The sequence below is a fragment of the Roseococcus microcysteis genome, assembly GCF_014764365.1.
Classification (GTDB): domain Bacteria; phylum Pseudomonadota; class Alphaproteobacteria; order Acetobacterales; family Acetobacteraceae; genus Roseococcus; species Roseococcus microcysteis.
The window spans coordinates 1,939,334-1,951,112 of record NZ_CP061718.1 but is presented as its reverse complement, the minus strand read 5'-3'; the positions used below and the strand labels follow the sequence as shown (position 1 = coordinate 1,951,112).

At 71.2% G+C, this 11,779-nt stretch carries 11 protein-coding genes; all 11 read left to right on the top strand.

All coding sequences use genetic code 11. The features are described from left to right. The first annotated feature begins 5 nt into the window (after positions 1 to 5). The 11 genes from ICW72_RS09400 (at position 6) to xylA (ending at position 11,734) form a co-directional block, all read left to right on the top strand. Positions 6 to 1,283: an ABC transporter substrate-binding protein gene (locus ICW72_RS09400; protein ID WP_191085945.1), complete on the top strand. Its 1,278-nt coding sequence runs from the start codon at positions 6 to 8 to the stop codon at positions 1,281 to 1,283. Positions 1,284 to 1,446: 163 nt separating this feature from the next. Beyond that, complete coding sequence (locus ICW72_RS09395; RefSeq protein ID WP_223880937.1) at positions 1,447 to 2,190, top strand: ABC transporter ATP-binding protein; 744 nt, start codon at positions 1,447 to 1,449, stop codon at positions 2,188 to 2,190. Then, on the top strand, positions 2,190 to 2,894 hold the full coding sequence (locus ICW72_RS09390) for an ABC transporter ATP-binding protein (protein WP_191085943.1): 705 nt from the start codon (positions 2,190 to 2,192) through the stop codon (positions 2,892 to 2,894). Before ICW72_RS09395 ends, ICW72_RS09390 begins: the two co-directional genes overlap by 1 nt. Positions 2,895 to 2,904: 10 nt before the next feature. After that, positions 2,905 to 4,104, top strand: a complete 1,200-nt coding sequence (locus ICW72_RS09385; RefSeq protein ID WP_191085942.1) for a Tm-1-like ATP-binding domain-containing protein — start codon at positions 2,905 to 2,907, stop codon at positions 4,102 to 4,104. Beyond that, a complete protein-coding gene (locus ICW72_RS09380; protein ID WP_191085941.1) occupies positions 4,104 to 4,934 on the top strand; it encodes a phosphoenolpyruvate hydrolase family protein in 831 nt (276 codons plus the stop codon). The genes ICW72_RS09385 and ICW72_RS09380 overlap by 1 nt, the downstream gene beginning before the upstream one ends. 11 nt (positions 4,935 to 4,945) lie before the next feature. Then, positions 4,946 to 5,860, top strand: a complete 915-nt coding sequence (locus ICW72_RS09375; RefSeq protein ID WP_191085940.1) for an SRPBCC family protein — start codon at positions 4,946 to 4,948, stop codon at positions 5,858 to 5,860. Position 5,861: 1 nt separating this feature from the next. Next, positions 5,862 to 6,836: a quinone oxidoreductase family protein gene (locus tag ICW72_RS09370; RefSeq protein ID WP_191085939.1), complete on the top strand. Its 975-nt coding sequence runs from the start codon at positions 5,862 to 5,864 to the stop codon at positions 6,834 to 6,836. Then, complete coding sequence (locus ICW72_RS09365) at positions 6,833 to 7,897, top strand: sugar phosphate isomerase/epimerase family protein (RefSeq protein WP_456300186.1); 1,065 nt, start codon at positions 6,833 to 6,835, stop codon at positions 7,895 to 7,897. Before ICW72_RS09370 ends, ICW72_RS09365 begins: the two co-directional genes overlap by 4 nt. Next, a complete protein-coding gene (locus tag ICW72_RS09360; RefSeq protein ID WP_332308994.1) occupies positions 7,894 to 9,030 on the top strand; it encodes a Gfo/Idh/MocA family oxidoreductase in 1,137 nt (378 codons plus the stop codon). Before ICW72_RS09365 ends, ICW72_RS09360 begins: the two co-directional genes overlap by 4 nt. Continuing rightward, entirely contained in the window at positions 9,027 to 10,451 is a 1,425-nt protein-coding gene (xylB, locus tag ICW72_RS09355; protein ID WP_191085938.1) for a xylulokinase, read from the top strand. Before ICW72_RS09360 ends, xylB begins: the two co-directional genes overlap by 4 nt. Then, entirely contained in the window at positions 10,448 to 11,734 is a 1,287-nt protein-coding gene (gene xylA, locus ICW72_RS09350) for a xylose isomerase (protein WP_191085937.1), read from the top strand. The genes xylB and xylA overlap by 4 nt, the downstream gene beginning before the upstream one ends. The last annotated feature ends 45 nt before the right edge of the window (positions 11,735 to 11,779 follow it).

Sequence of the window (11,779 nt, the reverse complement as noted above, 5' to 3'; positions counted from 1 at the left end):
ACAACATGTCCATCACCACCACCCGCCGCGCGACGCTTCTGGGTAGCGCGGGGCTTGCGGGCGCGGCCCTCGCCTCGCCCGCCATCGCGCAGCGCGCGCCCATCCGCCTGGGCGGGCTGACCACGCTGGAAGGCCCCTTCGCCACCGGCGGGCAGGATTCCTTCCGCTGCGTGCAGATGGAGTTGGAGCGCATCAACTCCACCGTCGGCGGCCGGCGCATCGAGTTCATCCGCGAAAGCTCCAACGCCCAGGCCGATGTGGCGCTGGCCCGCGCGCGCAAGCTGATCGAGCAGGACAATGTGGACATCATCCTCGGGCCGCTTTCGGGCGCCGAGGGCATCGCGCTGCGCGACTATTCGCGCACGCTGACGGGCAAGACCATCGTCAACGGGTCCTCGGGTGCCGCGGACACCACGCTGCGCAACCCCTCGCCCAACTTCTTCCGCTTCTCGACCGATGGCACGCAGTGGATGGCCGGCCTCGGCAACCATGTCTTCCGCAACATGAACATCCGCGAAGTGGCCGTCGCGGCCGGTGACTACGCCTTCCCCTACGCGCAGGTCTTCGGCTTCAACATCGAGTATTGCCGCGCCGGCGGGCGGGTGCAGCATTACTGGGCGCCGCTCGGCACCACCGATTTCTCGGCCCAGATCGCGCAGATCAACCGCTCCTCGGCCGGCGCCGTGGTCGTGGTGCATGGCGGCACCGACGGCCTCGCCTTCATGACGCAATACGCGCAGTCGGGCGGGAACAAGCCGCTGATCGCGGGCTCCATCATGGCGGACCAGACCATGCTCTCGGCGCGCGGGCCGCATCGCCGCGTGATGGTGGGGATGATCTCCGGCGGGCCCATCGCCGACGTGATCGACGACCCGACCTGGCGCGAATTCGTGGAGCGCTATCGCCGCCGCTGGCTGAACGAGGGCGGGTTCCAGTCGCCCTCCATCCATGGCGTGAACTACACCACCAACCTCTACGGCATCCTGCACGCGCTGCGCGAGGTGGATGGCGACCTGGGCAACAACCAGGAGGCCTTCCAGCGCGCCCTCGCGGCCGCGCGCATCACGGCGCCCACGGGGGCGGCGGTGCGGCTGGACCACAACCGCCAGGCCATCTCCGACATCTTCCTCAACCGCATCGAGGAGCGTGACGGGCGGGCGCAGGTGGTGGCCTTCGCCCGTGCCGAGGGCGTGAACCAGACGCTGAACACGCCGGAGGCGCAGTTCCTCGCCCTCGGCGCGCCCTCGCGCGACAACCCCGGCTGCGTGCCGGCGGCTTCGTAGTTCCCCACGACGTCGCTTCGCGCCGTCGCGGGGGCCCCGGCTTGGTGCCCGTCCTGCCGGGCAGGCACCGCCTCCCGAGGCTAAGCCTCGGGAGGGCACCGGGGGGCGGCGCGTGGCTTGGGCGTCCGTGTCTTCAATGTCTGTCTTGTCTGGAAAGAACCGAGTGCATCCCGCTATCCGATTGACCGGCGTCAGCCGCCGCTTCGGCGCCTTGCAGGCCGTGCGTGACGTCAGCTTCGACGTCATGCCCGGGGAGCGGCGGGCCGTGCTCGGCCCCAACGGGGCGGGCAAGACGACGCTGTTCAACACCATCTGCGGCGACTTTCCGCCCACCGCGGGCCGCATCGAGCTCTTCGGCACGGACATCACGCGGCTCAAGCCGCACCAGCGCACGCGGCTGGGCATCGGGCGCACCTACCAGACCTCGTTGCTGTTCAACGGGCTGTCGGTGCGGGACAACCTCTTCATCGCGGTGCGCGGGCTGCGGCCCAACCGCTTTTCCTTCCTGCGGCCGGGCCGCGACGATCCGGGCCTCGCGCAGGCACGCGCGCTGGCCGAGCGCATGCGCCTGTCGCACCTGCTGGATGTGGAGGTGGTGAACCTCTCGCACGGCCAGCGACGGCAGCTGGAGGTCGGCATGGCGCTGGCGGGCGATCCGCGCGTGCTGATGCTGGACGAGCCCGCGGCCGGCCTCTCCCCCGGCGACCGGCCGGAATTGCTGCGCCTGCTGCGCGAGCTGCCGCGCACACTCACGCTGATCCTGATCGAGCACGACATGGACATCGCGCTGCCCGCGGCCGACATCGTCACCGTCATGAAGGATGGCGAGGTGGTGGTGGAAGCCACGCCCGACCGCATCGAGGACGACCCGGTGGTGCAGGCCATCTATCTCGGGGGCGGCCACTGATGCTGACCGTGCGCGACCTGCATGTCCGCTTCGGCCAGGCGCATATCCTGCAGGGCGTCTCGCTGGAGCTTGGCGCGGCGCCGCTCGCCATCGTCGGGCGAAACGGCATGGGCAAGACGACGCTCTGCGGCGCCATCTCGGGGCTGGTGGCGGCGAGCGAGGGCGAGGTCACGTTGGATGGCGCGCGGCTCTCGGGCCTGGCCCCCTATCGCATCGCGCGGCGCGGCGTGGCGCTGGTGCCGCAGGGGCGGCGCACCTTTCCCTCGCTTTCGGTGCATGAGCATCTGAAGCTGGTGGCCCAGCGCGGTGGCCGCTGGACCATCCCGCGCGTCTACGAGACTTTCCCGCGCCTGGCGGAGCGCCGCAACAATGGCGGCACCGAGCTTTCGGGCGGCGAGCAGCAGATGCTCGCCATCTCGCGCGCGCTGCTGATGAACCCCAAGGTCATCGTGATGGACGAGCCGAGCGAAGGCCTGGCCCCCGTCATCGTGGACCACCTGATCGGCGTGCTGCGCGACCTGCCGAAGGACGGCATGCGCCTCTTGCTGGTCGAACAGAATCTGCGCGTCGCGACCGAGGTCGCGGCGCATGTGGCCATCATGGTCACGGGGCGCATCGCCGCCACCATGCCGGCGCGCGCCCTGGCCGAGGACACCGAGACGCAGCGCCGCTACCTCGGCGTCGCGGTGGGCGGGCATCATTGAGGGGGATGGAATGACGGCGAAGGTCTACGTCATCGGCACGATGGACACGAAGGGCGAGGAGCTGCGCTTCGCGGCCGATTGCCTCAGGCGCGCGGGTGCGGTGCCGGTCCTGGTGGATGTCGGCACGCGCGGTGCGGGGCAGGGCGCCGATGTGACCGCGGCCGAGATCGCGGCGCACCACCCGGACGGCGCCGGCGCGGTGCTGGGCCGCGACGACCGTGGCGCCGCCGTGGGCGCCATGGCGGAGGCGCTGACGCGCTGGCTCTCGGCGCGCGACGACATCGGCGCGGTGCTGGGCATGGGCGGGTCGGGGAACACCGCCCTCGTCACCCAGGCCATGCGCGCCCTGCCCATCGGCACGCCCAAGCTGATGGTGAGCACGGTGGCCTCGGGCAATGTGGCGCCCTATGTGGGGCCGTCGGACCTCGCCATGATGTATTCGGTGGTGGATGTGGCGGGGATCAACGCCATTTCGCGCCGCGTCATCGCCAATGCGGCGCATGCGGCGGCGGGGATGGCGCTGAACGCGCCGCCGGCCGCCGATGCCGCCGAGAAGCCCGGGCTTGGGCTTTCCATGTTCGGCGTCACCACCGCCTGCGTGACCATGCTGCGCGAGGCGCTGGAAGCCACCCATGAATGCTACGTCTTCCACGCCACCGGCGCGGGCGGGCAAAGCATGGAGAAGCTGGCGGATTCCGGCCTGGTCGCCGCCCTGCTCGACATCACGACGACCGAGGTGCCGGACTTCCTGGTGGGCGGCGTGTTCCCCTGCACGGAGGACAGGCTGGGTGCGGTCATCCGCACGCGCCTCCCCTATGTCGGCAGCGTGGGCGCGGTGGACATGGTGAATTTCGGCGCGAAGGAGACGGTGCCCGCGCGCTTCCAGTCCCGCAACCTCTACGTCCACAACCCGCAGGTGACGCTGATGCGCACCACGCCGGAGGAGAACCGCGCCATCGCGGAGTTCCTCCTGGCGCGGCTGAACCGCATGGAGGGCCCCGTGCGCTTCCTGCTGCCGCTGGGCGGGGTTTCGGCCATTGATGTGCCGGGCATGCCCTTCCACGACCCGGCGGCCGATGCCGCGCTGTTCGACACCATCCGTGCGGGCTTCGTGCCCGCCCCCAACCGGCGCCTCATCGAGGTGCCGGCCGCCATCAATGACCGTGCCTTCGCCGACGCCGCGCTGGCCGTCTTCCGGGAGATCGCCTGATGAAACGCCTCACGCGCGGTGAGTTGCTGCGCAAGTTCCACGACATGGTGGCGCGGCGCGAGCCCATCATCGGCGGCGGCGCCGGCACCGGGCTTTCCGCCAAGTGCGAGGAGGCGGGCGGGATAGACCTTATCGTCATCTACAATTCCGGGCGCTACCGCATGGCGGGGCGCGGTTCGCTGGCCGGGCTGCTCGCCTATGGCAATGCCAATGAGATCGTGAAGGAAATGGCGCGCGAGGTGCTGCCGGTGGTGAAGCACACGCCCGTCATCGCGGGCGTGAACGGCACGGACCCCTTCGCGCTGATGGACCACCTGCTGGACGAGCTGAAGGCGCTGGGCTTCGCCGGCATCCAGAACTTCCCGACGGTGGGGCTCATTGACGGCGTGTTCCGCGCCAACCTCGAAGAGACCGGCATGGGCTTCGGGCATGAGATCGACATGATCCGCATGGCCAACGCCAAGGACATGCTGACCACGCCCTATGTCTTCAACGCCGACGAAGCGGCGGAGATGGCGCGCGCCGGCGCCGACATCCTGGTGCCGCATCTTGGCCTCACCACCGGCGGGGCCATCGGCGCGCAGACGGCACTGAAGCTGGAGGACTGCCCGGCGCTGATCGCCGAATGGGCCGAGGCGGCGCGGCGCGTGCGGCCGGACATCATCGTGCTCTGCCATGGCGGGCCCATCTCCTCGCCCGAGGACGCCGCCTGGGTGCTGCGGAACACGCCGGGCATCAACGGCTTCTACGGCGCCTCCTCCATGGAGCGCCTGCCGACCGAGACCGCGCTGACGGCGCAGACCCGCGCCTTCAAGCAGATCAGCTTCTGAGGGGAACACGCATGGCCCGCGCCTACGCCTCCACCATCCTCGACGCGAACATCGCCACCGTCTGGTCCGTGATCCGCGACTTCAACGGCCTGCCCACCTGGCACCCCGCCATCGCGCGGTCGGAGATCGAGGACGGGCTCGATTCCGACGTGGTCGGCTGCATCCGCCGCTTCTTCCTGCAGGACGGGACGATGGTGCGTGAGCGGCTGCTGCATCTCTGCGACCGCACCACCAGCTTCTCCTACAATTTCGAGACGCCGGCCTTCCCCGTGACGAACTACCGCGCCCGCGTGCGGCTGCTGCCGGTGACGGACACGAACCGCACCTTCGCCGAATGGGAAGCGACCTTCGACGAGGCGCCGGAGGATGCGGGGAAGTATGTGGACATCGTCTCCAACGGCGTCTTCAAGGGCGGGTGGGACGCGCTGAAGCAGGCCCTTGCGGGCCGCGCGCCGGTGGAGGCGCCGCTCTGGGCCGGCTTCCCGCCCAACAAGGTCTGGTGCAGCACCGTCATTCCCGCGCCGGCCGGCGCCATCTGGGGCATCATCCGCGACTTCGCCTCCATGGGCGAATGGCACCCCGACATCACGAAGATGCACATGCTGGGCGGGGTGCGGCCCGACAAGGTGTCCGGCACGCGCGACTTCATGTTCGGCCCCGGCCATCTGAACGAGGTGCTGCTGCACCTGGACGATGAGGAGATGAGCTACTCCTACTACATCACGAAATCCGAGCTTCCCTGGGTGCGCTATGTCAGCGGCCCCCGCCTGTGGCGCGTGACGGACACGGACCATTGCTTCGCCACCTGGTGGGGCGACTGGGCGGCCAGCCCGCAGGACGACCTCTCGCTGATCCCGAACACCGAGCGGGACGTCTACCTGAAGGCCTATGCGACGGTGGCCGCCCGCCTGGCCGGAGGGCGCTGAGATGCCGCAGGCCATCCTGATCGAGACGACCGGCGGCCCCGAGGTGCTGCGCCCCGCCGAGCATGACCCCGGCGCGCCCGGCGAGGGCCAGGTGCGGCTGCGCCAGACCGCGATCGGCGTGAACTACATCGACATCTATCACCGCACCGGGCTGTACCCGCTGCCCGGCCTGCCCGCGATCATCGGCATGGAGGGCGCGGGGGTGGTGGAGGCGGTGGGTGCCGGCGTGGACGGGCTGCGGCCCGGCGACCGCGTCGCCTATGCCTGCCCGCCCACCGGCGCCTATGCCGAGGCGCGGCTCGCTCCGGCCGCGCAGATGGTGAAGCTGCCGGACGCGATCGGTGACGACATCGCGGCCTCCATCATGCTGAAGGGCATGACGGCGCAATACCTCCTGCACGAGACGGCGCCGGTGCGCGCGGGCGACCATGTGCTGGTGCACGCGGCGGCCGGCGGCGTCGGGCTGCTGCTGTGCCAATGGGCGCGGCATCTGGGCTGCACCGTCATCGGCACCGTCTCCACCGAGGAGAAGGCGGCGCTGGCGCTGGCGAATGGCTGCGACCACCCCATCATCACCCGCGGCGGAGGCTTCGCCGCCAGGGTGAAGGAGATCACGGGCGGCGCGGGCTGCCGCGTCATCTATGACGGCATCGGCCGCGACAGCTTCGCGGATTCGATGGAGAGCCTGGCGCTGTGCGGCCGCCTCGTCTCCTTCGGGCAGAGCAGCGGGCCGATCGAGCCCATCGCGCCCTCGCTGCTCTCGGCGAAATCGGCGACCCTCTCGCGCCCCGTGCTGTTCCATTACACGGCGAAGCGGCCCGATCTGCTGCGCATGGCGGGCGCGCTGTTCGACGTCGTGGCCTCGGGGGCCGTGAAGGTGGCGCCACCGGCGCGCTACGCGCTGGCCGATGCCGCGAAGGCGCATTCCGATCTCGAAGGGAGGCGGACCACGGGTTCGCTGGTGCTGGTGCCATGACCATGAAGACCATCAAGGGCCCTGCCATCTTCCTCGCGCAATTCGCGGGGGATGAGGCGCCATTCAACACGCTGGAGGGCATCGCCGCCTGGGCGGCCTCGCTCGGCTTCAAGGGGGTGCAGATCCCCTCCTGGGATGCGCGGCTGTTTGACCTCGCGAAGGCCGCCGAGAGCCGTGCCTATTGCGAGGACGTGCAGGCCACGCTGGCGAAGCACGGGCTGGCGCTGACGGAACTGTCCACGCATCTGCAAGGGCAGCTCGTGGCCGTGCATCCGGCCTATGACGCCGCCTTCGACGGCTTCGCCGCACCCGAGGTGCGCGGCAACCCGGCGGCGCGGCAGGAATGGGCGATGGGGCAGATGCGCCTCGCGGCGCGCGCCTCGCGCAACCTGGGCCTCAACGCGCACGCCACCTTCTCGGGTGCGCTGGCCTGGCCCTTCGTCTATCCCTGGCCGCAGCGCCCGGCGGGGCTGGTGGAGACGGCCTTCGGGGAGCTCGCGCGGCGCTGGCGCCCGCTGCTCGATGCCTTCGACGAGGCGGGCGTGGATGTCTGCTACGAAATCCATCCCGGCGAGGATCTGCACGATGGCGCGAGCTTCGAGATGTTCCTCGACGCGGTCGGCAACCACCCCCGCGCGAACATCCTCTACGACCCCAGCCATTTCGTGCTGCAGGCGCTGGACCATGTGGCCTTCCTCGACATCTACCGCGAGCGTATCCGCATGTTCCACGTGAAGGATGCCGAGTTCCGCCCGACCGGCCGCGTCGGCGTCTATGGCGGCTTCCAGCCCTGGGTGGACCGCGCGGGCCGCTTCCGCTCGCTGGGCGATGGCCAGGTGGATTTCAAGGCGGTGTTCTCGAAGCTCGCCGCCTTCGGCTTCGAGGGCTGGGCGGTGCTGGAATGGGAATGCTGCCTGAAGCACCCCGAGGATGGTGCGCGCGAGGGGGCGCGCTTCATCGCGGACCACATCATCCGCGTCACGGAGAAGGCCTTCGACGACTTCGCCTCCTCCGGCGCGGATGAGGCGGCGAACCGCCGCATGCTGGGCCTCGCGCCGTGACCCGGCGCCTCAGACTCGCCATGGTGGGGGGTGGGCGCGGGGCCTTCATCGGTGGCGTGCACCGCATGGCCGCGCGGCTGGATGGCTGCTTCGATCTGGTGGCGGGGGCGCTGGCCTCCGACCCGCAGCGCGCCATGGACAGCGCGGCAGATCTCGGCATCCGCGGCTATCCGGATTTCGCGGCGATGCTGGCGGGCGAGCGCGGGCGGGAGGATGGCGCGGAGGTGGTCGCCATCGTCACGCCCAACCACATGCACCACGCCCCCGCGAAGGCCGCGCTGGAAGCGGGCTTCGACGTGATCTGCGACAAGCCCCTCGCGCTGACGGTGGAGCAGGGCGAGGATCTGGTCGCGACCGTGGCGCGCAGCGGGCGCATCTTCGTCCTCACCCACAACTACAGTGGCCACCCGATGGTCCGGCAGGCGCAGGCGATGGTGCGCGCGGGCGAGCTCGGCGCCATCCGCGTCGTGCAGGTGGAATACCCGCAGGACTGGCTCTCCACCCGGCTGGAGGAGACGGGGCAGAAGCAATCCGAATGGCGCACCGACCCGGCGCGGGCGGGGCTGGGTGGTTCGCTGGGCGATCTCGGCACCCATGCACATCATCTCGCGGAGTTCGTCACGGGCCTCCAGGTCGAGAGCGTGCTGGCCGATGTGCAGAGCTTCGTGGAAGGCCGCCGCGTGGACGACAACGCCCATCTGCTGCTGCGCTTCGCGGGCGGGGCGCGCGGGATGCTGTGGTCCTCGCAGGTCGCGCCGGGCAATGAGAACGCGCTGCGCCTGCGCATCTATGGCGAGAGGGGCGGGCTGGCCTGGAGCCAGGAACACCCGAACCAGCTGCTCCACACCCCGCTGGGCGAGGCGCCGCGCGTGCTGGCCCGCGCGGTCGGCGCGTTGCACCCCGCCGCGGCCCACGCCACGCGCATTCCGGCCGGACATCCGGAGGGGTATCTGGAGGCCTTCGCGCAGATCTACCGTGACGCGGCCGAGCAGATCACGGCGCGCCGCGAGGGCCGCGCGCCCGACCCGCTCAGCACCGCCACCCCCAATGTCGAGGACGGGCTGCGCGGCATGCGCTTCGTGGCCGCCGCCATCGCCTCGGCGCGGGCCGGCGGCGCCTGGACGGTGGTGTGACCTTCCTCGGCGTGGATCTCGGCACCTCCGCCGTGAAGGCGGTGCTGCTGGATGAGGGCGGGCAGGTGCTGGCCCAGGCGTCCGCGCCGCTGACGGTGCAGCGCCCGCATCCACGATGGTCCGAGCAGACGCCGGAGGATTGGTGGCGCGCCGCCACCCAGGCGGTTCGGGCGCTGCCCGAGGCGCTGCGCGCGCGCGTCGCCGCGGTGGGGCTGTCCGGGCAGATGCATGGGGCGGTGGTGCTGGACGAGGCGGACCGTGTGCTGCGCCCGGCCATCCTGTGGAATGACGGGCGCGCGGCCGGCGAATGCGCGGCGCTGGACGCGGCCGCGCGGCGCATCGCGGGCAACCGCGCCATGCCGGGCTTCACCGCGCCCAAGCTCGCCTGGCTGCGCGCGCGGGAGCCCGACATCTTCGCCGCCACGCGCCGCGTGCTGCTGCCCAAGGATTGGCTGCGCCTGCGCCTGACGGGCGAGGCGGTGTCCGAGATGTCGGACGCGGCGGGCACCCTTTGGCTCGACGTCGCGCGGCGCGACTGGTCGGAGGAGATGCTGGCGCTGACCGGCCTCACCCGCGCCCACATGCCGCGCCTGGTGGAGGGCAGCGCCGTCTCGGGCCGGGTGGTCAACACCGAATGGGGCATCCCGGCCGGCGTGCCGGTGGCGGGCGGGGCGGGGGACAATGCGGCGGGCGCGGTGGGGCTGGGCTGCGTGGCACCTGGCCAAGCCTTCGTCTCGCTGGGCACCTCCGGCGTGGTCTTCGTGGCCGATGCGGCGCCGCGCCCGGACCCGGCGCGCACCGTGCACAGCTTCTGCCACGCCCTGCCCGGGCTGTGGCACCGGATGGCCGTCATCCTCTCGGCGGGGGGCGCGCTGGCCTGGGCGGCCACGGTGCTGGGCGCGGACGAAGCCACATTGGCGCGCGAGGCGGAAGCCGCCGAACCCGGCCGCGTGCTGTTCCTGCCCTACCTCGCCGGCGAACGAACGCCGCATGACGATGCCGCCGCCTGCGGCCTCTGGTTCGGGCTGGAGGCCGGCACCACGCGCGGCCAGATGGCGCGCGCCGTAATGCAGGGCGTGGCCTTCGCCCTGGCCGATGGCCTGGCCGCGCTGGAGGCGGAGGGCGGGCCCATCCCGCGCCTCTCGCTCATCGGCGGTGGTGCGCGCTCGGGGCTCTGGGCGCGGCTGCTGGCCTCGGCGCTGGACCGGCCGTTGACGCTGGTGGCCGATGCCGGGGTGGGGCCGGCGCTGGGTGCGGCGCGGCTCGCCGCGCTGGCCACCGGCGCCGACGCGGTCGCCACCTGCACCCCGCCGGACGCCCTCGGCGAGGCGCTGCCCGAACCGGCGCTGGCCGAGGCGCGCGCGCATTGGTCGCAGCTCTACCCCCTCCTGAAGCCCCTGATGCGGGAGACCGCCCGATGAGCCACATCTTCGAATCCCTCCCGCCCGTGCCCTTCCTGGGCCCCGACAGCCGGGAGGAGCTGGGCTATCGCCATTGGCGCCCGGAGGCACCCGTGCTGGGCCGCAGCATGGCCGAATGGCTGCGACCTTCCGTGGCCTATTGGCATTCCTTCGTGGCCTCGGGCGCCGACCCCTTCGGCGCGGGCACGCTGCCCCGCCCCTGGGAAGGCCTGCCCGACGCCATGGAAGGCGCGCGCCAGAAGGCCGAGGCCGGCTTCGCCTTCATGGAGCGCCTGGGCCTGCCCTTCTTCTGCTTCCACGACCGCGACGTGGCGCCGGAGGGGGCGAATCTCCGCGAGGGCGCGCGCAACCTCGATGCCATGGCGGATGTGCTGGCCGGGCACATGCAGCGCACGGGCATCAAGCTGCTCTGGGGCACGGCGAACCTGTTTTCCCACCCGCGCTACATGGCGGGGGCGGCCACCAACCCGGACCCCGAGGTCTTCGCCTGCGCCTGCGTGCAGGTGCGCCACGCCATGGAGGTGACGCAACGCCTGGGCGGCGAGAACTACGTGCTGTGGGGCGGGCGCGAGGGGTATGACACGCTGCTCAACACCGATCTGGCGCGGGAGGATGAACAGCTCGGCCGCTTCCTGAAGCTGGTGGTGGAGCACAAGCACAAGATCGGCTTCAAGGGCACGCTGTTGATCGAGCCCAAGCCCCACGAACCCACCAAGCACCAATACGACCGCGACGTGGCGACGGTGTATGGCTTCCTCCTGCGGCACGGGCTGCTGGGCGAGGTGAAGCTCAACATCGAGGCGAACCACGCCACCCTCGCCGGCCATTCCTTCGAGCATGAGGTGGGCATGGCCGCCGCGCTGGGTGTGCTGGGCTCCGTGGACATCAACCGCGGCGACCCGCAGAATGGCTGGGACACGGACCAGTTCCCGACCAATACGCAGGAGCTTGTGCCGGTGATGCTGGAAATCCTGCGCGCGGGCGGCCTGGGCAGCGGCGGGTTCAATTTCGACGCCAAGCTGCGCCGGCAATCCATCGCGCCCGAGGATCTGCTGCACGCCCATGTGGGCGGCATGGAGGCCTGCGCCGCCGCGCTGCTCTGGGCCGCGCGCATCATCGAGGATGGACGGCTGGAAGCCGCGCGGCGCGAACGCTATGCGGGCGCGCCCTGGCCCGGCAGCCTGGCCGAGATCGCGGATCGCGCGCTGGCCGAAGGGCTGGAGCCCCGGCCGCGCTCGGGCGGGCAGGAGCGGCTGGAAAACCTGGTGGCCCGGCTGGGCTAGAGCGGGATGCGTTGAGGTGGAATCACCGAGAACGCTGAATCCCGT